General features: G+C 52.9%; 21 protein-coding genes. 5 read left to right on the top strand and 16 right to left on the bottom strand.

All coding sequences use genetic code 11. The features are described 5' to 3' along the window. Positions 1–127 precede the first annotated feature (127 nt). From F552_RS20905 to dapD, 6 genes are all read right to left on the bottom strand, one after another. The gene (locus F552_RS20905) at positions 128–916 is read right to left on the bottom strand and encodes a foldase protein PrsA (RefSeq protein ID WP_018150502.1); all 789 of its coding nucleotides are present in this window, start codon (positions 914–916) and stop codon (positions 128–130) included. A 126-nt stretch (positions 917–1,042) separates the two neighbouring features. After that, entirely contained in the window at positions 1,043–1,309 is a 267-nt protein-coding gene (locus tag F552_RS0104340) for a BolA family protein (RefSeq protein WP_018150501.1), read from the bottom strand. Beyond that, on the bottom strand, positions 1,306–1,605 hold the full coding sequence (locus F552_RS0104335) for a YciI family protein (protein WP_018150500.1): 300 nt from the start codon (positions 1,603–1,605) through the stop codon (positions 1,306–1,308). Before F552_RS0104335 ends, F552_RS0104340 begins: the two co-directional genes overlap by 4 nt. A gap of 75 nt (positions 1,606–1,680) precedes the next feature. Then, positions 1,681–2,229: a septation protein A gene (locus tag F552_RS0104330; protein ID WP_018150499.1), complete on the bottom strand. Its 549-nt coding sequence runs from the start codon at positions 2,227–2,229 to the stop codon at positions 1,681–1,683. After that, complete coding sequence (locus F552_RS0104325; RefSeq protein WP_018150498.1) at positions 2,229–2,909, bottom strand: glutathione S-transferase family protein; 681 nt, start codon at positions 2,907–2,909, stop codon at positions 2,229–2,231. The genes F552_RS0104330 and F552_RS0104325 overlap by 1 nt, the downstream gene beginning before the upstream one ends. A 195-nt stretch (positions 2,910–3,104) precedes the next feature. Then, positions 3,105–3,959: a 2,3,4,5-tetrahydropyridine-2,6-dicarboxylate N-succinyltransferase gene (dapD, locus tag F552_RS0104320; RefSeq protein ID WP_018150497.1), complete on the bottom strand. Its 855-nt coding sequence runs from the start codon at positions 3,957–3,959 to the stop codon at positions 3,105–3,107. A gap of 254 nt (positions 3,960–4,213) precedes the next feature. On the opposite strand from dapD, the gene F552_RS0104315 reads away from it, so the two are divergent. Then, a complete protein-coding gene (locus tag F552_RS0104315) occupies positions 4,214–5,113 on the top strand; it encodes a DMT family transporter (protein ID WP_026182386.1) in 900 nt (299 codons plus the stop codon). Between the two features lie 33 nt (positions 5,114–5,146). On the opposite strand, the gene F552_RS0104310 is transcribed toward F552_RS0104315, so the two are convergent. The 3 genes from F552_RS0104310 to F552_RS0104300 form a co-directional block, all read right to left on the bottom strand. Further along, complete coding sequence (locus tag F552_RS0104310) at positions 5,147–5,653, bottom strand: BON domain-containing protein (protein ID WP_018150495.1); 507 nt, start codon at positions 5,651–5,653, stop codon at positions 5,147–5,149. Between the two features lie 71 nt (positions 5,654–5,724). Next, positions 5,725–6,729: a GlxA family transcriptional regulator gene (locus F552_RS18515; RefSeq protein WP_018150494.1), complete on the bottom strand. Its 1,005-nt coding sequence runs from the start codon at positions 6,727–6,729 to the stop codon at positions 5,725–5,727. Between the two features lie 5 nt (positions 6,730–6,734). Beyond that, positions 6,735–7,235: a PilZ domain-containing protein gene (locus F552_RS0104300; protein ID WP_018150493.1), complete on the bottom strand. Its 501-nt coding sequence runs from the start codon at positions 7,233–7,235 to the stop codon at positions 6,735–6,737. A gap of 79 nt (positions 7,236–7,314) precedes the next feature. Between F552_RS0104300 and smc the strand changes: the two genes are divergently transcribed. The 4 genes from smc (at position 7,315) to F552_RS0104280 (ending at position 15,324) form a co-directional block, all read left to right on the top strand. Then, positions 7,315–10,818: a chromosome segregation protein SMC gene (gene smc, locus F552_RS0104295; protein WP_018150492.1), complete on the top strand. Its 3,504-nt coding sequence runs from the start codon at positions 7,315–7,317 to the stop codon at positions 10,816–10,818. 249 nt (positions 10,819–11,067) lie between these two features. Beyond that, on the top strand, positions 11,068–12,339 hold the full coding sequence (locus F552_RS19955; protein WP_018150491.1) for a cell division protein ZipA C-terminal FtsZ-binding domain-containing protein: 1,272 nt from the start codon (positions 11,068–11,070) through the stop codon (positions 12,337–12,339). Positions 12,340–12,356: 17 nt separating this feature from the next. Next, the gene (gene ligA / locus F552_RS0104285) at positions 12,357–14,441 is read left to right on the top strand and encodes an NAD-dependent DNA ligase LigA (protein WP_018150490.1); all 2,085 of its coding nucleotides are present in this window, start codon (positions 12,357–12,359) and stop codon (positions 14,439–14,441) included. 103 nt (positions 14,442–14,544) lie between these two features. Then, positions 14,545–15,324, top strand: a complete 780-nt coding sequence (locus F552_RS0104280) for an S-methyl-5'-thioinosine phosphorylase (RefSeq protein WP_018150489.1) — start codon at positions 14,545–14,547, stop codon at positions 15,322–15,324. A gap of 63 nt (positions 15,325–15,387) precedes the next feature. Here F552_RS0104280 and F552_RS0104275 read toward each other — a convergent pair whose 3' ends face one another. The 7 genes from F552_RS0104275 to rfbF all read right to left on the bottom strand — a co-directional run bounded on the left by F552_RS0104275 (position 15,388) and on the right by rfbF (position 22,439). Continuing rightward, a complete protein-coding gene (locus F552_RS0104275) occupies positions 15,388–16,293 on the bottom strand; it encodes a transketolase family protein (RefSeq protein ID WP_018150488.1) in 906 nt (301 codons plus the stop codon). Next, positions 16,290–17,111 carry a transketolase gene (locus F552_RS0104270; protein ID WP_281168673.1) on the bottom strand — a complete coding sequence of 274 codons (822 nt, stop codon included), beginning with the start codon at positions 17,109–17,111 and terminating at the stop codon, positions 16,290–16,292. The genes F552_RS0104275 and F552_RS0104270 overlap by 4 nt, the downstream gene beginning before the upstream one ends. Positions 17,112–17,118: 7 nt before the next feature. Continuing rightward, positions 17,119–18,057 (bottom strand): FkbM family methyltransferase, encoded by a 939-nt coding sequence (locus F552_RS0104265; RefSeq protein WP_018150486.1) that lies wholly within the window; start codon positions 18,055–18,057, stop codon positions 17,119–17,121. Positions 18,058–18,076: 19 nt separating this feature from the next. Further along, positions 18,077–19,165: an NAD-dependent epimerase/dehydratase family protein gene (locus tag F552_RS0104260; RefSeq protein WP_211208219.1), complete on the bottom strand. Its 1,089-nt coding sequence runs from the start codon at positions 19,163–19,165 to the stop codon at positions 18,077–18,079. 82 nt (positions 19,166–19,247) lie between these two features. Then, the gene (rfbH, locus tag F552_RS0104255; protein WP_026182384.1) at positions 19,248–20,570 is read right to left on the bottom strand and encodes a lipopolysaccharide biosynthesis protein RfbH; all 1,323 of its coding nucleotides are present in this window, start codon (positions 20,568–20,570) and stop codon (positions 19,248–19,250) included. 22 nt (positions 20,571–20,592) lie between these two features. Next, complete coding sequence (gene rfbG, locus F552_RS0104250) at positions 20,593–21,681, bottom strand: CDP-glucose 4,6-dehydratase (RefSeq protein ID WP_245546654.1); 1,089 nt, start codon at positions 21,679–21,681, stop codon at positions 20,593–20,595. Further along, positions 21,663–22,439, bottom strand: a complete 777-nt coding sequence (gene rfbF, locus F552_RS0104245; RefSeq protein ID WP_018150482.1) for a glucose-1-phosphate cytidylyltransferase — start codon at positions 22,437–22,439, stop codon at positions 21,663–21,665. Before rfbF ends, rfbG begins: the two co-directional genes overlap by 19 nt. Positions 22,440–22,460 lie beyond the last annotated feature (21 nt).

The raw sequence follows: 22,460 nt of genomic DNA, 5'->3' as shown, positions 1-22,460 counted from the left end.
ATGCAGGGCGCCCGGTCGGGTTCCAATCCAATGGTCCAAGGCCAGTATAAAGAAAAAGCCAGCGACCAAGGCCGACTGGCTTTCTCAGTCAGTTATCCGTCAGGACGGATAAACTGCATGCAAACACTTACTGAACCTTGGCAGACTTTTTGATGTCTTCCAGGAATTTCTGCATTTGTTGCTGTTGCAGTGCTTGCTGAATCTGTGGTTTCACGTCTTCATAAGCAGGGATTTGTTGCGCTTTGATGTCTTCTACCTGGATGATGTGCCAGCCGAACTGGGTTTTCACTGGTGCATCGGTAATCTTGCCTTTAGGCAGCTTGCGCAGTGCATCGGCAAACTCTTTCACGTAGTTGCCCGGGGCTGCGTAGTCCAGCAGGCCACCGTTCATGCCAGAACCTTTGTCATCCGAGAATTTCTTTGCCAGGTCTGCAAAGTTGGCACCTTTTTTCAGCTGTGCCAGCAGGTCTTTGGCTTGCTTCTCGGTTTTCACCAGAATGTGGCGTGCCTTGTACATTTTCTCAGCACCGGCTACTTCTTTTTCCCAAACCGGTTTCTGCTTGTCGTACTCGGCTTTCATGGCCACTTCGGTCACGGCATTTTTGGCCATGTAGTCTTGCACAAAGGCTTGGGCCAGCAGGTTGGTGCGGGCAACTTCCATTTGTTCGATAAAGGCTGGCTGTTTGTCCACACCGGCTTCAACGGCTTTCTGGGACAAGGCAACAGTCAGGATCAGACGGTCTTTGACCATGTTACGCAGTTCTGGCGTATCTTGCTGACCGTGGGCAACCATGTCTTTTACCATCGCATCAATGCGGGCTTCAGGCACGACCACGCCATTTACCGTGATATTAGCGGCATGTGCCATAGACAATGCGCCAGTAGAAATTGCAAGCGCCAGAAGGGTTTTACGCATTTTATTCCTCTCTAGGAAATGTTTGGTTACAACACTAAATATGACGGATATGACGAGATACGAATCCGGTGCTAATTTACTTGCCTTCAGTGACTTCGGCAACCTTGGCTAGACATTGGCAGCGGGTTAGAGTTCATCCGGCGTATGTGCCGTGATGCTAAGCGCATGTATTTTAGCCGGAATCAGCTCTGTAAAACAGTCCATGACCATCCGGTGGCGTGCCAGCCGGCTTTGTCCGGCAAACTTGGCAGATACCACCGCCAGCCAGTAATGCCCGCCGCCCGTATTGCCCGCATGTCCGACGTGGTCACCACTTTCGTCCGTCAGCGTGAAGGATTCCGGGGATAACGGCGCCAGCCGTTCGGCAAACAAGGCTTCAATGTCACTGCTCAAGGCAATACTTTCTTAAACGGTTTAACGGTCACTTTGGCATACACGCCAGCGGCAACATAAGGGTCGGCAGCGGCCCATGCCTGGGCTGCTTCCAGTGATTCAAACTCGGCAACGATGATGCTGCCGCTAAAGCCGGCCGCACCAGGGTCATTACTGTCAATGGCAGGGTTAGGGCCAGCCAGTAGCAGGCGGTTAGCCTCGTTCAAGGCACTCAGTCGTGCCAGATGTGCGGGCCTTGCTGCCAGGCGGTTTTCCAGGCTGTTTGCGACATCTTCACCAACAATGCTGTATAACATGGGGTAGTTTCCTTGGGTTTCAAGCGAGTGTGTGCAGTTTGACGGAGTCTGGCGTGCCAGCCGGGATGCATGTATTCAAGACTGGCTTTCCGGTTCCTGAATGTATTTGCCCAGGTAAAAGCCCTGCAGGATGATAAATACAATGGTCAGGCCCAATGTGCCAAACAGTTTGAAGTTCACCCAGACAGACTCGGGAAAGTGCTTGGCCACATACAGGTTGGCGCCCCCCATGACCAGAAAGAAGACTGACCACGCCATATTCAGACGCTCCCAGATCGGGGCCGGCAGGCTGATCTGCTGGTTCATCATGGTTTGAATCAGGTTTTTTTGCCAGACATAACGCCCGGCCAGCAAGGCAGCGGCAAAGCCCCAGTACAGAATGCTGGGTTTCCACATGATGAAAGACTTGTTGTGAAATAGCAGGGTGGCACCGCCCATGACCGTCACCAGACCGGCACTGAACCACAAGGTGCCGTCGATATGCTTTTTACGCAGTTTCAGCCACAGGATTTGGGCAATGGAGGCGGCAATCGTCACGCCAGTGGCAATGTAGATGTTTTCGTGTGTGACTTTATAAGCAACAAAAAACAGGATGACTGGGAACAGGTCAAATAATATTTTCATTAACGTTCATCTTGATTAAACGAGCAGTTGGCGTAAGGCTCTGCACTTTGTATAAACCACTGCTCAACGGCAGCCATATCCATCCAGGCCTGCATGGCCGGATGCGACAACACAGTCTTCATGTAAGACCGGCCGATTTCCGGAAGTTCAACACCGTATGTCAGAAAACGGCTGACCACCGGTGCATACATGGCATCGGCGATACTGAAGTTCCCGAACAGCCATGGGCCATCCTGATTGTATTTCAGCCGACATTCTACCCATATACTGATAATCCGGTTAATGTCTTTTTGCACGTCTTCGGTCAAACCTGCGCCGGGCAACCGGGCTTTTACGTTCATCGGCATGCTGGTCCGCAAGGCGGCAAACCCGCTGTGCATTTCTGCCGAGATGGCTCTTGCATGCGCGCGGGCATTCGGCTGGTCTGGCCACAACGGCAGATCCGGGAAGTGTTCGGCCAGATACTCGCAAATGGCCAGTGATTCCGGGACTAGCAGCGTTTCGTCTCTCAGGACGGGCACCTTGCCTGTGGGTGAAAGCTCCAGGCGGGCGGCAATGCCTTCCGGGGTATTCAGCGGCAGCAACTCTTCGGTAAACGGAATATTGAAATGCTTGAGTACCAGCCAGGGTCGCAACGACCACGACGAGTAGTTTTTATTTCCGATGTAGAGCGTCAACATGGATGATTCTTCCGTTGAAATAACAGGGTGTTGGTCAACTTATCATGCATGAGACTTGGCATTGGCCAGCAATATCAGCAAAAGAATTTTTGCCTAGGATAATAGCGTACATCAATTGCCCTTGCTTGTGTTTACCGCAAACCATCTGCAGTAAACACAAACCGGGTTTTATCGTGTGCAGATCACAACGATGGCTTAAATACCGCGTAGCAGTTCGTTAATACCTACTTTGCCGCGGGTTTTGGCATCTACTTTTTTCACGATGACTGCGCAATACAGGCTGTAAGTGCCGTCGGACGATGGCAGGTTGCCACTGACCACTACCGAGCCGGCAGGGATGCGGCCGTAGCTGACTTCGCCGGTTTCACGGTCGTAAATCTTGGTGCTCTGGCCAATGTAAACGCCCATGGAAATCACGGAGCCTTCTTCCACAATCACGCCTTCTACCACTTCAGAGCGTGCCCCGATAAAGCAGTTGTCTTCGATGATGGTCGGGTTGGCTTGCAATGGTTCCAGTACGCCACCAATGCCTACACCACCAGACAGGTGAACGTTTTTACCGATTTGTGCGCAGCTGCCAACGGTCGCCCAGGTATCTACCATGGTGCCTTCGTCCACATATGCGCCAATGTTCACGTAAGATGGCATCAGTACGGCATTCTTGGCAATGAAAGAACCCTTGCGTGCCACGGCTGGCGGTACCACGCGGAAGCCGCCTTGCTGGAAATCTGCTGCCGTGTAGTCGGCAAACTTGTTGTCCACCTTGTCGAAGTAACGGTTGTAGCCGTCGCTCATCACTTCGTTGTCACGAATGCGGAAAGACAGCAGCACGGCTTTTTTCAGCCACTGGTGGGTAACCCATTCACCGCCGATTTTTTCTGCAACGCGCAGTGTGCCACGGTCCAGCTCACCCACGACCTGGTTGATGGCGCTTTTCAGTTCCGGGCTGACAGTGGCTGGCGTGATGTTGGCGCGGTCTTCGAATGCGGCATCAATCACGACTTGCAACGGGTGTTGGTGGGCAGGGCTAATCTTCAGATCTACAGACATGTTTAAAACTCCAGTCATTTCAATTGGTGCACTATCGTATCCGGTCAGCTCTGGGGGCATGTATCGCTATTCGACCACAAACCTCGTAGAATGAGCTTGTCGATTGTATACAACTGCTTGGTGCCGGTTGGCTGGCAATCACAAAGCATTATATCGTATGCAAAAAATGATAAAACCACGATTATAGGTGGCTTTTCGTGTTTTGCTGAAAAGTTTTTTCCATCGCAGGGTTTCTGGAGATTAACGTGTTTGAGATGGTCGAAAGATCCCGTCACCGCCATATTCTCAGTGTGTTTGGCCTGATGTTTGCAGCCGGGGTGTGGGGCGCCTTGTGGTTCCCGTATCGCTGGCTGGCCGCTCACGCCATAGGTCCGGATATTGCCCAGATTGCCAATTATGCAATTGCCGTCACGCTGGGCGGGGTAGTGCTGTTTGGCGTGATGAAGCGTCCATGGGCCTTCAGCAAGGAAATCGCCTGGATGGGTATTTCTGCCGGCTGGTCCAATGTCGGGTATGTATTTGCCATTTTGCATGCCGACGTGATGCGCATCACGCTACTGTTTTATCTGGCTCCTGTATGGACACTGGCCTTGGCCTGGTTTGCACTGGGTGAGAAGCCCAATCGTTACGGCATGCTGGTGTTTGTCCTGTCTTTTGCTGGTGCCATTTGCATGCTGTGGCAACCGGCGCTGGGTGCGCCTGTGCCCAAAAACGGCTATGAATGGGTTGCCTTGTCAGGTGGCGTGGCCTTTGCGTTGAATAATGTGTTATCCCGCAAGGCCAGCCATATCGACCCGGCCGTCAAATCCTTCAGCGTCTGGTCCGGCTGTCTGATCATGGCGCTATTGGCGACGGTACTGTTCAAAGGCCAGCCGCAGGTGCTGGCGCAAATGCCTGTAGATGTCTGGGGCGTGCTGATCTTTATTGGCTGTCTGCTGGTGATGGCCAGCGTATTGATGCAGGTTGGCCTGCGCTATATCGGCGCTACACAGGCCATCGTGATCATGCTGTTTGAACTGGTCGTAGCGGCACTGACAACCTGGTGGATAGCGGGTGAAGTCATGTCCTTACGCGAGTGGATTGGCGGCATCATGATTGTCGCTGCCAGCCTGTTCTCTGGCCAGCTGGCGCATACGGAAGAAGAGCACGCCTGACCGCAGTTGTCGACCAATGTGGGTCATTGCGGGTCATTGCAATATGGCATCTGCCGGAATCTGCGGGTAGGGTAACGGGTCCTGCGGGTTGCTGCGCAGATGCACAATCACTTCTTCTACATCCGGCGTTGCGGCGACCAGTGCCTTGAGCACCTCTGCATCTGCCGGGTCGGCAATGCATCCTTCAATCCAGACAAAGCGCCGCTGGAACATCAGCCAGATACTGTCGGCCTGAAACGCTGGCGTAGTGTCCATGGTGTGTTTGACTGCTGCCGCAATGTCCTTGTCGTAATAGTAGGAGTTTGGCAACCGGCATTTGCCGGCAATCCAGCAACTGGTGCCACGCTCCACCCGCCAGTGGGATTCCTGTTTTTTGACCGTTTCAGTCGTGTAGGGGCCTAGTGGTGTGGGGCAGTCTGCTATGCCATTGCGAACCTGAAAAAACGGGTCATCAAACCAGTTCTTGAGAATATCAGCATGTGCCAGGGTAGAGATACCAAGGCTGGCAATTGCTATCAGTGCCCATGTCCGTCGTGTCATGTGTCCGGCTTTCTGTCTGTTGTAGGCTTGGTGACATCATGCAAAAAACAATACGGGCTTGTCGCGTCGATTCAGGACGGGTTTGCTTCATTTCCGGACATGGCAAACCGGGCAGGGGAGGTTTGCATGCCAGACTGTTGCCATTGGCGTCGCAGCTGCTGTGCCGAACTGAACCCGCAGGCTTCTGCAACTTTTTCTAATGGCATGCGGGCAGATTGCAGCAATTCGCAGGCTTTTGCGACGCGCAGATGATTAAGGTATTGCCTTGGGGAAAGTCCGGCATGCATTTCAAACAAGCGGTTCAGGTGCCGCTGGGAGATACCGGCCAGCCGCGTCAGTGTCGGGGTATCCCACTCAAGCTGGGGTTCGCACAACAAGGCATCCTGCACCCGATGCACAACCGGGTGGGTATGATTGCGGTGCTTTAGCCAAGGGCTAAGCTGCGGATCACGGGCATTGCGGCGGAAGTAGATGACCGCTTCTTGTGCCACGTCGGCCGCTATCTGTGGGCCACAGACCTCCTCTATCAAGTGCAGGGTCATGTCTTGGCCGGTCGTCATGCCGGCACTGCTCCAGAGTTTTCCGTCGGTCACAAAGATACGGTTTTCCAGTACGCGGGTGTTCGGGTAACGCTGCTGCAAGTCAGCGCACAGGGTGTGGTGGGTGGTGCATTGGTATCCGTCGAGCAAGCCGGCTTCTCCGGCCAGAAAGCTGCCGGAACACACGGTAAGTATACGTCTGGCCTGCGGTGCAATGCGGGCCAGCCAGCGGATGACGTGCCCGGTGGAGGCCGCACGCATGGATTGCCTGACATCATGCGAGCTGGGCACAAACAGCAGGGTATTGTCTGGCAATTGGTCCGGTAGCGCTTCGCTGGCGGTAAGGCCCAGGCCAATCGAGGTGGTTTGCGGTTGTGCATCCGGCGATACCAGATGGCAGACAAACCGGGGCAGGCGCTGGTTGGCCATCCGTAGCAGATCGGCAATGCCCGCCAGATCCATCAGCAATACGCCCTCAAACAGCGGAAAGTACACATGCCACACGGCTTCCTTGCGGGATGCGTTAGCGGCCTGCATGGAGGCTAGCCTTGCTTTCTCAGCTGTTCGCGGTGGTGGCGGAACAGGATTTGTCCCAGCCAGTGATCCACCTCGTCGGGAAGCTCGGCAATGGCAAACCGGCATTCCCCGGGTACGGAAGATTCCACCGTGGCGCTTAGCTTCAGGGCCAGCGGCAGCCGTTCTTCCAGATAGATGTCCAGCAGACAGGTTTCACCTGCCGTGTAGGCTGTATCCGTGTTCAGGGTCAGTGAGGTTGTCCCAAGGCTGAAGCGGGCCATGGGCGGCAAGGGATGGTGCTGACCAACGACCTCTGCCAGCAACAGCAGCGCAACATCCAGTTTGCCTTCCAGTCGTGTCAATTGCTGGTTCTCATGGCCGGGTTCATTGTCGGCTTCATGCAGCTGGGCAATGCCGCGCAGCAGCAGCAGGTTATACCAGCTTGCTGTGTACGGCGGGTTTGCCTCGCTGGCCGGTGTAATCCGCAGCGGGCGCTCAAACGGAATGCTGAATATGGACGTTGTCATGCGCAGATTATAGCCTTCGGCACGAAAAATCTGGTAGGGTTATCCACTTTCAAATCAACACCTCTGGCAGGAACCCGATTTGCGGCTGAAACAGCTAAAACTTGCTGGCTTTAAATCTTTTGTGGACCCGGTGCATATTGCATTGCCCGGCCAGCTAGTGGCCGTGGTTGGCCCCAATGGATGCGGCAAATCCAACATTATTGACGCGGTTCGCTGGGTATTGGGGGAGTCCTCCGCACGCCAGCTACGCGGCGAGTCCATGCAGGATGTCATTTTCAATGGCAGTGGTGGTCGCAAGCCGCATTCCCGCGCCAGTGTCGAACTGGTCTTTGATAATACCCTGCAACGGGTAGTCGGTCCTTGGGCGCCTTATACCGAAATCGCCATCAAGCGCATTCTGACCCGCGACGGCACCTCAACCTACCATATCAACGGGCAAGTGGTTCGCCGCAAAGACATTACCGATCTTTTCCTTGGAACCGGGGTAGGCGCGCGCGGCTATGCGGTGATCGAGCAAGGCATGATCTCGCGCATCATCGAGGCTCGCCCCGAAGAGTTGCGTGCCTTTCTGGAAGAGGCGGCCGGTGTCTCCCGCTATAAAGAGCGCCGCAAGGAAACCGAACACCGTCTGACCGATGCCCGGGAAAACCTGTTGCGACTGGATGATATTCGCCTGGAGCTTAGTCAGCAGATAGAACGGCTGGAGCGGCAGGCGGCCGTGGCCAAACAATACCGTGCTTTTCAGGAAGAGCTAGCCAGAACCCAGACCTTGCTGGCCATGGTCAAGCAATTTGATGCGCGGATACGTCTTCAGCAACTGGATGACCAACTGCGCGCCACCCAGTTGCTGCTGGATGCCGAAATCGCCAGACAGCGCCAGCTGGAAGCCCAACTGATCGACATCCGTGAACAACAGTTTGCCGATAACAATGCGCTGCATGCGGCCCAGGCCGCCCTGTTTGATGCCAATGCCCAAGTGGTGCGCCTGGAGCAGGAAAGGCAGCATCAAAAAGCCCAGCGGCAGCGGCTGTTGCAGCAAGAAGCCCAGTTGAAGCAGCAGTTGGCCCAGCATGACAGCAAGTCACAAGCATGGGGTGCCGAGAAGACCGCACTGGTTGAGGCTCAGGAAGAAGCGCAACTGGTGCTGGAAGAAGCCACGCTGCATTTGGAAACCTTGATGCTGGATGGCCCGGATTTACAAGCCACACTGCACGCGCAACGAGAGCAACTGGAACAAGCCCGCCAAGTGGCGCAGCAAGCCAAAGAGCATCATGCGCTTGCGCTACAGCAAAAGACGCAACTGTCGCGGCAGCAGCAAGAGCAGATGCAGCGCCTGACCAGGATCGAACAGCAGGTCGCACAACTGGTGGCGCCGGACTCAACCCTCTCTAGTGCGCTGGAGAGCGAGCTTGCCTTGGCTGCAGAGCAAGTGACCTTGCTAGAAGAAACAACCCGGCAATTGACCGATACAGAAGCCGAGCAGGAGCAGCGGGTAGAGGAAGCCAGAAAAGCGTTCGAGCAGGCCTCCGGGCAGTACACCGGCTTAAAAAGCCAGCTGGCAGCCACAGAAACCTTGCTGAAAGCGTCGGAAGGCAGTCAGGATTTGCAACGCTGGTGGCAGACCCTCCCTGATGGTGGCGGGATGCCGCTATGGCAACAATTAAGCATTGACGCCGCCCATACCCATGCGCTGGCGGCCGTACTGCATGAACGCTTGCAGGCCCGGCCGCTGGACGCACTGTCTGCACTGCCGGAGACCCCACCGCCAGCAGCGGCTTGCTGGCTTGCCAACAGGGAAGCAGAGCCGGTGGTGGAACCCGTCTGGCCTGTCGGTACCCGACTGCGGCAGCTGGTATCTGCGACGGATTCAGCCATCACCCGCCAGCTGGATGACTTGCTAGCTGGCGTCTATCTGCTGGATGCCGCTTCTGCCTGGTATGCGCGTAAACAATTACCTGCCGGCGTGACACTGGTGTCGCCAGATGGCTGGGTTTTTACCCGTGACGGCCTGCGCTATTACCCGATGAACCCTGTCGATGCCGCGTTGCAATATGCGCAGCAACAACAAGTGTTGCAACAGCAACTGGGCGATGCACAGCACGAGATGCAGCGCTGCGAGCAGCAACTGGCAGAGGCCAGACAGCGGTGGCAGGATATCCGCCTTCAACGGCAGCAACACCAGACACAGTGGCAACAGGCGCAAACCGCCTTGCATCAGCTGGAAATCCGCGCGCGGGATAATCGCCAGCGTTTGCTGTTGTTTGATCAGCAACAGGCCACCTTGTCCCAGCAGCAGCAAGAAGCCAGTCTTCGCTTGCAACAACTGACGGCAGAACTTACGGCGCTGGAGACGCAGTCCACAGACCATCCGGATGCCGTCGCGCACAGCCAGCAGGCACAGGACGCTTTAAAAGCGGCTGTGCTGCATGCCGAGACCCAATGGAACCAGCATCAAACTAATATCCGGCATGCCGAACAGGCCGTGCAGAAAGCCCGGTTCGAGATGACGCGTCTGGCAGAACAGGTCAACACGCTAGCTGCCCGTATCACCGATGCACAAGAGCATCGCACCAGTTTGCAGCAGCAACTGGAAGACCTGCTCTTCGACATGACCGACGATAACGACCAGTTACTGGCAGAGCAACTGGAAAGCGCCCTGTCCCGGCAACAAGCGGGGGAACAGCAACTGCAACAGTGCAGGGATACCCTCGAACAGGGGCACCAGCAGTTCCGGCAGCTGGACGAGCAGCGATTGACTTGCGAGCACGCCCAAACCCCGCTGCGGGAGACTTTGCAGGCCATCCAGTTGCAGGCGCAAGAGTCACATCTGGTCATCAGCCAGCTGGCAGAAGTGCTGGAAGGTGTGGATACCGACACTGTGCTGGCGGGCGAGTCCATCACCCAGTTCAAGGCGGCCAGTCTGGCGCGGGAAGTCCAGCGTCTGGGCAAGGCCATCGAAACGCTGGGCGCGGTCAACCTGGCGGCACTGGATGAACTGGGCGAGGCCGTCATGCGGCAAGGCTATCTGGAATCTCAGGCCAACGACCTGAACCTGGCCATCGAGACGCTGGAAGCTGCCATCCGGCGGATCGACCGGGAAACCCGCAGTCTGCTGCAAGACACCTTCGACAAGGTCAATACGTCGCTGGCAGAGCTGTTTCCCATGCTGTTTGGCGGCGGCAGGGCGCAGCTGGAGCTGACTGGCGAGGAAATCCTGGATTCCGGCCTGCACCTGATGGCGCAACCCCCCGGTAAGAAAAACAGCACCATCCACCTACTGTCTGGCGGAGAAAAGGCGCTCACGGCGCTATCGCTGGTCTTCGCCTTGTTCCGCCTGAACCCGGCTCCGTTCTGTCTGCTCGATGAAGTCGATGCACCGCTGGACGATGCCAACACTGGCCGTTTCTGCGACATGGTCAAACGCATGTCCGAAGAAACCCAATTCCTTTATATCAGTCATAACAAAATCACCATGGAAATGGCCGAACAACTGGTCGGGGTCACCATGCAAGAGCAAGGGGTCTCGCGGATTGTGGCCGTAGATGTGGACGAGGCCATGGCGCTGGCTGCACAAACCGCATGACAATATGCTGTTGCAGATGTGCGGGTTTGACGCTTATAGGCTAAAATGGCACTGTAAGCCGTATGACTGGCCATTTTTTGCCGGAATACAGGCCAGCTTTGGCATGAATGCCGGAAAAATGTTGTAGTATTTGTGCATCAGGCAACATGCAACGCCAGATGTAGCGGCAAGCCTGCCTGTCATGCATACGGTCGGGTCATGCCATCAACAAAAAAGATTAATACTAGAAAGCCCGTGAGGACTTCTTAAATGACAGATTTGCAACTGGTATTACTGGCTGTAGGGGCCGTGGTGATTCTGCTGGTGGTTTTATACAACTGGTGGGATCAGCAACGATACAAAAAGCGCGCCCAAGCCGCTTTTGCAAGTTACCAGCAAGACGTTCTGCTAGATCCTTCCATGACCCCCATGGAAGGCGCCACCCAGATGCTGGGGGATCACGACCTGCCGGACGATGACGCCATTGCCTCGGCCCGCCGCATGCCAGATTCGAACATGGATGCAGGCGTGTACACCAAGCCGGTCATGGACCGGATGCCAGAATTCAAGCAGGAAGCTGCACCTGTGCGTAAGGAGCCTGTATTCCAGGCGCCATCGGCAGCACCTGCCAGAGTGTCTGCACCATCAGAATCCTTCTTGTCTGCAACGCCTGTGCCACCTGTTGCTGCCAGTATCCAGAAGACCGCCCGTGAAGTCCTGACCTATCCAAGCCAGCAAGACGACAAGGTAGACATGCTGGTAGAAGTGTTGTCACACGACCCGCTGGATGTAGACATGATCCGCGCACTGCACCGTCAGCTGAATCGCTCCGGCAAGCGGGTATCCTGGCTGGCCCTGATGAGCAGTGGCGAGTGGTATCCGCTGGACGTGGACGCCAACCTCGCCATCATGGGGTTGAAAATCGGCTTGCAAATGGCAGACCGCCGCGGCCCGCTGGACGAACCCACCCTGCGCCAGTTTGTCAGTGCGCTCGAAACATTTGCGTCCGAAACCGGCGCCGAGTTGCGTCTGCCGTCTTTGGCGGTGGTGTTGGCCAACTCCCAGAAACTGGATACCTTCTGTGCCGATGTGGACGTGACCATCGGCCTGAATGTGCTGGCAGACAGCACGCCGTTCTCGCTGGTGTCTTTGCGCAGTCATCTGGAACGCAATGGTTTGCGCTTGATGGCAGATGGCGCCTACCACATGGTCAACGATAAGGGCCTGCATCTTTTTAGCGTAGTGAATTTCGACAACTCCCCGTTTCCGCCACACCCTGGCCAGCGTGATACCAGCGAAGGCGTTACCTTCCTGTTTGATGTGCCGCGCGTAGGCGATGGGGTCAATGTTTTCGGACAATTGTCAGATCTGGCTTTCGAAATCAGCACCCAGCTGGGCGCCAAGCTCGTCGATGATAACCGCAAACCGCTGACTGACCATGGCATTGCCAGCATTCGTCAGCAACTGCGTGCCATTTATGGCACCATGAACATGAAAGGCATCGAACCAGGCAGTACGACCGCGTTGCGTTTGTTCGCCTGAGTTCATCCGCTCGCACTATGAACCAAACCGATCTGTTTGATCTTCCGCCGGCTGCTCCTGCGCCGGCGGAACGCATTTTAAATCTCCGAGATTTGCTCAACCGCTATGCGCACGAATACTACGTGCTCGATGCGCCTACCGTGCCGGATGCAGAATACGACCGCCTGTTTAAAGAGTTGCAGGCCCTCGAAGCCGCACACCCCGAATGCCTGACACCAGATTCACCCACCCAGCGGGTCATCGGGACGGTGCTGGATGGCTTCATTCCCGTGCGTCACGTCATCCCGATGCTGAGTATCCGGACCGAAACCGACACAGAAGCCACCGGCGCAGTCGCATTTGATAACCGCGTTCGTCGTGAACTGGAAATCTCCGATCTGCTGACCGAAGTCGAGTACGCGACCGAACTCAAGTTCGACGGGCTGGCCATCAGTCTGCGTTATGAAGCCGGTGTGCTGGTGCAGGCCGCCACGCGTGGCGATGGTGAAACGGGCGAGAATGTCACCCACAACATCCGCACCATTGGGCAAATCCCCCTGCGACTGCTCGGAGATGCACCACCAGTACTGGAAGTACGTGGTGAGGTGTATATGCGCCGCGATGATTTTGAAGCCCTCAATGAGCGCCAGCGGAACCTGCACGAAAAAACCTTTGTAAACCCGCGCAATGCTGCCGCTGGTGCAGTCCGCCAACTGGACTCCCGTATTGCAGCCCAACGTCCGTTAAGCTTCTTTGCCTACGGAATGGGGGATGCAGAAGGCTGGACGATTCCGGATACCCACAGCGGTTTGCTGGATGCCTTGTCCGCTTTCGGTTTCCCGGTCTGCAACCACCGGGATGTCGTACTGGGGGCCCAAGGGCTGGCTGCATTTCACCAGAAAATCGGTGCATTGCGAGATCAGCTCCCGTATGACATTGATGGTGTGGTGTACAAGGTCAATAGCCGCCAGCTACAAGCCAGGCTAGGATTTGTCTCGCGTGAACCTCGCTGGGCCGTGGCCCATAAGTATCCTGCCCAGGAGCAGATGACCACGGTACTGGATATTGACGTCCAGGTTGGGCGTACCGGCAAACTGACGCCGGTGGCCAAACTGGCGCCCGTCTTTGTCGGTGGGGTCACCGTTTCTAACGCCACACTGCATAACGAGGAAGAAACCCAGCGCAAGGATGTGCGGGTAGGGGATACCGTGATTGTGCGCCGCGCTGGGGATGTGATCCCGGAAGTCGTGTCGGTCGTGCTGGAAAAACGCCCGCAGAACACCGGCCCGGTCTTTGACCTGCGCAAGCATCTTAACAATGCCTGTCCGGTTTGCGGGAGTGATATTGCCAGGGAAGAGGGTGAAGTAGACTGGCGGTGTACCGGCGGGTTGTTCTGTAGCGCCCAGCGCAAGCAGGCCTTGCTGCATTTTGCCCAGCGTCGTGCCATGGACATTGAAGGCCTAGGAGACAAACTGGTTGAGCAACTGGTGGACGAAGGCATCATCCGTGTTCTGCCGGACATCTACAAGCTGGGTATCCTGAAACTGTCGGCCCTGGAGCGAATGGGCGAGAAGAGTGCGCGCAATCTGGTAGATGCCATCGAAAAGAGCAAACACACCACCTTGCCAAGATTCCTGTTCTCGCTGGGTATCCGCCACATTGGAGAAGCGACAGCCAAAGACCTGGCCAAGCATTTTGGCAATATTGATCGCCTGATGGATGCGTCGGAAGAAGAGCTGTTACAGGTCAATGATGTCGGCCCTGTGGTTGCCCAAAGCATTCGCACCTTCTTTGCCCAGCCACACAATCGGGAAGTCGTCGAGCAATTGCGGGCAGCGGGCGTGAGCTGGCCAGAATCTGATGGCATTGACTCGGATGCGCCCAAACCGCTGGCGGGCATGACCCTGGTATTGACCGGTACACTGCCCACGCTGGGGCGTGATGATGCCAAAGCGCTGATTGAGGCCGCTGGCGGCAAGGTGAGTGGCTCAGTCTCCAAGAAGACCCATTATGTGGTCGCAGGAGAGGCCGCTGGCAGCAAGCTGGATAAGGCGAATGAACTGGGCGTGACCGTACTGGATGAGGCCGGGCTACTGGCGCTGTTGGCCCAAGAGACCGATTAAGTGCTGCAGATTGCCAGATTCAATGCTATGTTTGAATCAGGCAAGGGCATCGCCGCATGCTGTACCCATAACAAGAAATAACAAGAATATAAAAGGACACACTATGTTAGCCATTATCGGTGGTAGCAGCCTGAATGAGCTTCCTCACGTCAAAATCACCCGCCGCCAGGTGGTCAGAACCCCATACGGTGAACCTTCTTGCGGTTTGACCTTTGGCGACATTAACGGTCTGGATGTGGTTTTTCTGGCACGTCACGGTTATGCGCACACCCTGCAACCGCACGAAATCAACTACCGGGCCAATATCTGGGCGCTGGCAGAACAAAAAGTCAGCCGGATCATCTCTGTTGGCTCTGTGGGCGGTATCCGGAAAGACCTGAAACCGGGTACGCTCGTTGTGCCAGACCAGTTGATCGACTACACCTATGGCAGAGCCAATACCTTTTTTGAAGGCTCCCTGCAACCGGTCAGGCATGTAGACTTTACTGACCCTTACACACCTGATGCCCGTTCCTGCATTCTGCTGGCTGCCAGACGCCAGGGCATTCCCGTGGTAGATGGCGGTACATATGCCTGCACCCAAGGCCCCCGCCTGGAGACTGCTGCAGAAATCCGTCGACTGGAAGGCGACGGCGCCGACATGGTCGGCATGACCGGCATGCCAGAGGCCGTCCTCGCCCGCGAACTGGGCGTGCCCTATGCCACGATTTGTCTGGTCGGCAACTACGCAGCCGGCAAAGGCGAAAACAAACACCACATTGATATCGGCGCTGCCACCCAAATATTGGACGACCACATGCAACAGGTGCTATCCATTCTGGGGGCTATCTGTGCCGACGAGTTTTGTGCGCTGAGTGGCTCGGCTGCTGCTGTGGCGGAGTAGATAGATGGCTGAACAACATTGCCTGTGACATCAGGTCAAAGGCAATGTTGAGTCTATAAGCGCTTATGATTTGGAAAGTTTCAGACCAGATTTAAGCCGCAGCCATTGCTGGCTTCCTGCCACATGCTGAAAAGTATTGGGAATAGCGATTCGATGAACTTTCGGGATGGTTTGCAGCTCTCCGCTGGCAAATGCATCCATTAATGTTTCAATAATCGCAGAGCCTGCGCCTGCGTTTAACTGGTGTTCTTCGAGCGTAATAATTGTCTGGTACTGCTTCGCCAGCTGAATCAAGCCTTGTCTGTCAACCGGGTTAACAAATGGCATGCTCCACAGTGCCCACCCAAGGCTGTTTTCCTCAATGTCACTTAGCGCAGACTCTGTAATTGCGCCTGTAGAAATCACCACAGTTTCACAGTCTTGTCTGTCTAATAGCGGCAATATTTGTGGAGCGACAACCGAAATAGCCGTTTTGTGCAAGATTGGCTCACCTGCTTTATTAATTCTCAAGTAGCCTGGCCCAGCATATTGGCAATGATAACGAGTCAGCGCCTCTGCCTCTTTTGGGTCACTTGGTGCAGTCACCACCATGCCAGGAATGCTTCTAAGCATGGCCAAGTCTTCCGTTGTATGATGCGATGTACTCAAAGGGCCATACGCATAACCAGCACCTACTGCCACTACTTTGACATCCAGGTTGTGGTAGCAGACGTCATAGCGAATTTGCTCCATGCAGCGGAGTGTCGGGAAGTTGCCAATGGAGTAGACAAAAACTTTATAGCCTTCCAATGCCAAGCCTGCCGCGATTTGCATCATGTTCTGTTCGGCAATGCCCACGTTGAGAAACCGGTCTGGGAACTCGCTGGCAAAGGGTTCCAGCACAGAGTAGCCCAAATCACCACACAGCAAAAAAATATCCGGGTTCTGTCGCGCCTCAAGAATCAGTGTGTTGATAAACGTGGTTCTCATGGCTGTGCTCCACCAAGTTCAGCCAAGGCAAGCGCGTATTCATCATGCTTGGGCGACTTATAGTGCCAGGCTAACTGATTTTCCATAAAGGAAACCCCTTTACCTTTTACCGTATGCGCAATCACCGCAAGTGGTTGGCTAGTGGCCATTGAGAAAACGGTTTTCAGTGCCTCGTGATCGTGACCATCCACTTCTGCCACCGCCCACCCAAATGCCGTCAGTTTGTCTGCTAGCGGTTCAAGGCCAAGTACATCTTCAACATGGCCAAAACTCTGGATCTTGTTGTAGTCGATGACCATCGTCAGCCGGGATAAATGATGGTGCCCCGCAAACAGGATAGCCTCCCAGTTTGATCCCTCGTCCAGCTCACCATCGCTTAAGATGGCATACACACGATAATCTTTATGGCGACGTTCACCAGCCAAGGTAACTCCCGCTGCCACACCCAGTGCATGCCCCAGGCTGCCCGTTGATAGTTCAACACCTGGTACATGGTGATTGACGTGCGAAGTGAAAAAGCTGCCGTTCTCGGTGAACTCATTCAATAATTGCTCGACCGGGAAATATCCTGAATGTGCGAGTGCCGAATAGAGTGCTGTACAAGCATGGCCTTTGCTGTAGAAAAGGCGGTCGCGCTCTGGCATACGCGGTTGCTGCGGGTTATGTTCCAGACTATGCCCGTACAATACTGCCATGATATCAGCCACAGAAAATGCCCCACCTAAATGAGAGGCATTTTTGGTGTGACAAAGCGTCAGACAGGTTTGGCGTATCAAAAGAGCTAATTGCACTGTGTCATGCATAGTGTACTTTCTGATTCTCGCGTTAAGCGGTCATATATTCATATCGCTTAATAAGCTCTTTATGATTTTCATTGTGCAAAAAGAAAAAATTTGTCTCAACAGTTTTTTCATCCATGACAGAAAAAGCATGCAGATAGTTATTTTTTGCAGTAAATGCACGGTACCCTAAGTTGGCAAAAAAAGTGAAAATTTCATTGGGGTTATAATTGAATTTTGCTGACCATTTTCTTAGAATTTCTGAGAAGACAATTGGACAGTCCCGGGAAATCACGGTCTGACCGCCTTTAAAAACGAGCAGCTCGGCACCTTCTACATCACATTTTATAAAATCGGCATGAATACCTTCTGTCGCAAAATATGTATCCATCTTTTTGACTTGACAGGTTACCGTCTCAATATCCGACCTTTCGGATACGTTGACAGATGAAGCATTTCCTGAACCCTCCGGATAATAATAGAACAAGAATTCATTATTCTCATCAGATAGTCCAAAGTTAAAAGCATGAATATTATTAACTGAGTTAAGTCGTATATTTTCTTGTAAAACAGAAAAGGTTTTTGGTATTGGTTCAAAGCAGAAAATTTTTGCAGATCTGTTGGATACCGCCATATTAAGTGCGTATAGGCCAATATTTGCACCTATATCAATGATGCTTCTGCATTCAGCAGATAAATTGTCAATCATTGAATATTCATCTTTTTCATAATCTAAAAAATTTAAAATTTCAATCGGCGCAATTCGATAGTCTTTTGCGGAACATAAAAGACGAATCCCTCGGTCTTTTGTTGTCATGATAACCTGGTTATCTTCGATCTCTATTTTCCTGATATTCGTTTGGCCTATATAGCTTGCATAATCATAGAGGGCGTAATGGTGCTCCTCATACATCGTCCTGATGAAAGTAGGCTTATCAATGAGGCCATGCTGAAATTCGTGTCGTGTGCTGTGGAGTGATTTCATCGGTATGACCTTTGGTTTGTTACATCGTCAGAAAGGACGAAATTGTTCTGCGGAAGCCTTCCTCCGGCAAAATGGAAGGTTGCCATCCAATTTGCTGCACTTTCTCAATGCAGGGGCAAGAACGATTGGTCGGGCTTTTCATGTAATGGGAAGTAGCTGGCGCATCAAATTGTATATTCAGATTTCGTTCTGGATATAAACCAACAATGAGATTTGCTAATGCCTTGATGGAGAGCTCACCCTCTGGGTTACCAATATTATAGGCTTCTCCAGATTCTCCCTGCAGGAGTACCGTCAGAAAACCTAGCGTTGCATCTGCAATGTAGCAGAATGCGCGCATAGCAGACCCATCGCTTTTTATCTGGACGGTACTTTTATTGACTGCACTTGCGACAAAATCTGCAAAGACTCGGCCATCGTCTAAGGCCATGCCTGGCCCATACGTATGAAATGGCCTGACAACCACAGAAGGAATTTTGTGCTGTTTTAACCAGGAGATGCACATGTTTTCTCCCATTCTTTTTCCCTCTGCATAGCATGATCTGACTTGCATCGGGTCCAGATAGCCAAAGTCTGTTTCAGTCAGTGGTTTGTCAGCGTTTGCTGGTGAGCCATACACTTCACTGCTGCTAAAAAAAAGAAATTTGCTGGTTCCAAGTTTCCTGGCATGTTCCAGTAAATACATAGTACCAGCTGTATTAGCCAGTAATGTACCCACCGGATCTATCCCATAAAACTTAGGGCTTGCCTGACTGGCACTGTGAATGATGATATCCGCACCAGGAAAATTATCTGGAAGAGGTAGGGTGATATCATGAATAAAGATTTGCAGCGCCTCAAGATGCAAGTAGTCAGCTAAACGCCGCTGAATACTCTGCATATTTCTTGCAATGCAAACTACTCGCAAATGAAGATCAAAGTTTTTATTGGCGTCAAGAAGTGATTTCACAATATATGAAGCAAGAAATCCTCCTCCGCCAGTCACCAGAATAGTCTTGTTTTCAAGATGCTTCCACGGCAATTCAGAAGAAATAATCCAGCTAATATCTTCCGCAATAATTCTATTTTGGTCAGCAATCATGCTGGATTTTAAGAAGGTAATAGGCAAAGTTGCCTCCGAGAATCTTTTGATATGTATATTCTGCTATTGCCTTGATTTCTTATGTGGATAATAAATCGCGTAGAGCATTTTAAAAATTTACACCCAAAATGGTTTCTAGCTTATCCGCCACAAAGGCCAGCATTTCTTCTGTCAACCCTGGATGTACACCAATCCAGAAGGTGTTGTTCATCACCAGATCAGTGTTGGTTAGCTCTCCACTAACCCGGTACACTTGTCCCTTCATGTAGGGCTGGCGGGTCAAATTGCCTGCAAACAAAAGGCGAGTACCAATGCGGTTCTGATCAAGGTAATTCAATACATCTACCCGGTTGATGCCTGACTCTGGTTTAAGGGTGACAGGAAAACCAAACCAGGACGGGTCGCTATGCTCTGTCGCCTCTGGCAACATCAGAAACTCTTCACAACTGTTTAAACGGTTTTTCAGCCAGCTAAAATGCTGCTTCCTGGCTGTTACAAACCCATCCACACGCTCCATCTGTGCCAGCCCACAAGCGGCTTGCATATCGGTAATCTTCAGGTTATAACCCAGGTGCGAATAGGTATATTTGTGGTCATACCCTTCAGGCAAGTCACCCAGTTTCCAGCAAAAACGTTTGCCACAGGTATTGTCTTTACCAGGCTGGCAATAGCAGTCTCGTCCCCAGTCCCTGAAACTTTCTGCAATCAGTTTTAATTCTGGATTATTGGTAAAGACCGCGCCGCCTTCGCCCATGGTGATGTGATGCGCCGGGTAAAAACTAAGTGTACCTATATCTCCGAACGAACCAACCAACTGGTTTTGATAACTTGATCCTAATGCATCGCAGCAGTCTTCAATAAGCCACAAGCCATATTTTTTACACAGGCTGGTCACCACATCAAGGTTATACGGGTTACCAAGCGTATGGGCTAACATGATGGCTTTGGTTTTTGGGGTGATGGCGGCTTCTATCTTGGCCGGGTCGATATTGTAAGTAGGCAAATGCACGTCGACAAAAACGGGTACAGCCCCAAACTGCAGAATCGGATTCACTGTAGTGGGGAAGCCCGCAGCTACGCCGATTACTTCATCTCCCTTTTGAATTGCCCGGTCACCGAGTCGGGGTGATGTCAAGGTCGAAAATGCCAGTAAATTTGCAGAAGATCCCGAGTTGGTGGTTAAAACATATTTGATGCCAAGATAGTTGGCCAGCTTTTGCTCGAAGGCTTCATTAAAGCGGCCGGTTGTCAACCAGCCATCCAGCGAAGCGTCTACCATCATTTGCAACTCTGGTGCCCCAATGACTTTCCCGGCTGCCGGAATTGGTGTAACGCCCGGTTCAAATGTCTTGGGTGCCAATGCAGACTCTGCGTAGCGCGCCGTGTCTGCCAGAATTCTCTGGCGCAACTGGGTGAGTTCTTCTGTATTCATCTGTGTCATGTCCGATAACAATCTAAGTATTGCCTGTCATGTAGGCCTGAATCTGGGCTTCGGTCACTGTTCTCATGTCATTCCCAGCCAGCCAGGCTGTATGCCAACCATGGATTTGCTGCACAGCTTCTTTCATGCGCCAGCGTGGTCGCCAACCAAGTTGAGTGCGAGCCTTGGTGCTATCCAATCTTAACAGACCGGCTTCGTGCAGGGCCGGAGGTGTTTGTGCTAATGCGATGTCCAGCCGGTCTCCAAAGAGAGGTTGTAACTGTTTCACCAGCGCGCCAACCGAACACATGTCCTGATCGTCAGGACCGAAATTCCATGCCTCAGCAAAATGCACACCCTCCGTGTACAGTTTTTCTGCCAGCATCAAGTATCCAGCCAGAGGTTCCAGCACGTGCTGCCAAGGACGGATGGCATGAGGGCTTCTGATAAGTACCTCGTGACCTGTGTCTAGGGTTTTCAAGATATCCGGTATCAGGCGGTCATTGGCCCAGTCTCCGCCGCCAATCACATTACCAGCCCTTGCTGATGCAATGGCTATGCCGTGCTGATCGTACTGCTCGGGGTTAAAGAACGACTGGCGATAAGCACTGGTGACCAGCTCTGCACACCCTTTGCTATTGCTATAGGGATCATAACCCCCCATGGCTTCATTTTCTCTATAACCCCATAGCCACTCACGGTTTTCATAGCATTTATCACTGGTCACCATGACGACCGCCCGCACACTTGAACAGTTGCGAACGGATTCCAGTAAGTGAACGCTCCCCATCACGTTGGTCGCATAAGTTTCTACAGGGTTTGCATAGCTATAACGAACCAATGGTTGAGCGGCTAAATGCAGGATGATCTCTGGTTTGCTATCTGAAATGGCTTGTTGCAGACATGCAAGATCGCGTATATCCCCGATGATCGAATGCATCCCGGTTGCAACCCGGGCAGTTTCGAAGATGGAAGGATTTGTTGGAGCTTGCAGTGCATAACCGGTAACATCAGCCCCCAGCATTTGCAGCCAGATGCTTAGCCATCCTCCTTTGAAACCGGTATGGCCTGTCACAAAGACCTTTTTTCCTGACCAGAATGAAGTCATTCCCATACTTTCCATGGCGCGGTTCCAGATCTCCACAAGTCTTCGAGATGATTTTTATCCCGCAATGTATCCATGGGGTGCCAAAAATCATTATGCCTGAAAGCAGATAGCTGATTTTGACGTGCTAACGTATCCAGCGGACCTTGTTCCCAGATTGTCTCATCATCAGTGATCAAGTCCAGCACCTTGGGAGACAAGACGAAAAAGCCTGCGTTGATTAAAGCACCATCACCACGAGGTTTTTCAACAAATGACCGAACCCGCTGATCTGCTTGCAGATCAATGGCGCCGAAACGCCCAGGAGGGTAGGTAGCCGTTAGCGTGGCGAGTCCGCCTTGTTGCCGGTGAAAATCTACCAACTCCTTGATATTGATATTGCCAACACCATCCCCGTAAGTAAAACAGAAGGCATCTTCATGCTCGATATATTCTCTGACCCGTTTTAGACGGCCACCGGTCATCGTATCTTCACCGGTATCAACCAGCGTCACTTTCCAGGGTTCTGTATGAATATGATGCACTTCCATGCTGTTATTGGCCATATCAAACGTGATATCCGACATGTGCAGGAAGTAGTTTGCAAAATACTCCTTGATTACATAACCCTTAAAACCGCAACAAATCACAAAATCATTGATACCGTAGTGGGAATAGATTTTCATGATATGCCACAGAATGGGTTTACCCCCGATTTCAACCATTGGTTTCGGGCGGCTTTGGGTTTCCTCACTGATTCGGGTGCCTAGTCCACCTGCCAAAATAACGGCTTTCATTTGCTTGAGTCCCCTTTTATT

Source organism: Leeia oryzae DSM 17879 (genome assembly GCF_000376945.1).
Taxonomy (GTDB): domain Bacteria; phylum Pseudomonadota; class Gammaproteobacteria; order Burkholderiales; family Leeiaceae; genus Leeia; species Leeia oryzae.
Note: the sequence above shows the minus strand (reverse complement) of the source record. Positions and strands in the feature narration are given on the sequence as shown.

Excerpts from the sequence above, each read along its gene's own strand:
- F552_RS0104275 (WP_018150488.1), bottom strand. The coding sequence starts at position 16,293 with ATGAGAACCACGTTTATCAACACACTGATTCTTGAGGCGCGACAGAAC.
- F552_RS0104310 (WP_018150495.1), bottom strand. The coding sequence starts at position 5,653 with ATGACACGACGGACATGGGCACTGATAGCAATTGCCAGCCTTGGTATC.
- F552_RS0104335 (WP_018150500.1), bottom strand. The coding sequence starts at position 1,605 with ATGTTATACAGCATTGTTGGTGAAGATGTCGCAAACAGCCTGGAAAAC.
- F552_RS0104330 (WP_018150499.1), bottom strand. The coding sequence starts at position 2,229 with ATGAAAATATTATTTGACCTGTTCCCAGTCATCCTGTTTTTTGTTGCT.
- rfbH (WP_026182384.1), bottom strand. The coding sequence starts at position 20,570 with ATGAATACAGAAGAACTCACCCAGTTGCGCCAGAGAATTCTGGCAGAC.
- F552_RS0104325 (WP_018150498.1), bottom strand. The coding sequence starts at position 2,909 with ATGTTGACGCTCTACATCGGAAATAAAAACTACTCGTCGTGGTCGTTG.
- F552_RS0104315 (WP_026182386.1), top strand. The coding sequence starts at position 4,214 with ATGGTCGAAAGATCCCGTCACCGCCATATTCTCAGTGTGTTTGGCCTG.
- F552_RS0104300 (WP_018150493.1), bottom strand. The coding sequence starts at position 7,235 with ATGACAACGTCCATATTCAGCATTCCGTTTGAGCGCCCGCTGCGGATT.
- rfbF (WP_018150482.1), bottom strand. The coding sequence starts at position 22,439 with ATGAAAGCCGTTATTTTGGCAGGTGGACTAGGCACCCGAATCAGTGAG.
- rfbG (WP_245546654.1), bottom strand. The coding sequence starts at position 21,681 with ATGGAAAGTATGGGAATGACTTCATTCTGGTCAGGAAAAAAGGTCTTT.
- F552_RS19955 (WP_018150491.1), top strand. The coding sequence starts at position 11,068 with ATGACAGATTTGCAACTGGTATTACTGGCTGTAGGGGCCGTGGTGATT.
- F552_RS0104265 (WP_018150486.1), bottom strand. The coding sequence starts at position 18,057 with ATGAAATCACTCCACAGCACACGACACGAATTTCAGCATGGCCTCATT.
- F552_RS20905 (WP_018150502.1), bottom strand. The coding sequence starts at position 916 with ATGCGTAAAACCCTTCTGGCGCTTGCAATTTCTACTGGCGCATTGTCT.
- dapD (WP_018150497.1), bottom strand. The coding sequence starts at position 3,959 with ATGTCTGTAGATCTGAAGATTAGCCCTGCCCACCAACACCCGTTGCAA.
- F552_RS18515 (WP_018150494.1), bottom strand. The coding sequence starts at position 6,729 with ATGCAGGCCGCTAACGCATCCCGCAAGGAAGCCGTGTGGCATGTGTAC.
- ligA (WP_018150490.1), top strand. The coding sequence starts at position 12,357 with ATGAACCAAACCGATCTGTTTGATCTTCCGCCGGCTGCTCCTGCGCCG.
- F552_RS0104280 (WP_018150489.1), top strand. The coding sequence starts at position 14,545 with ATGTTAGCCATTATCGGTGGTAGCAGCCTGAATGAGCTTCCTCACGTC.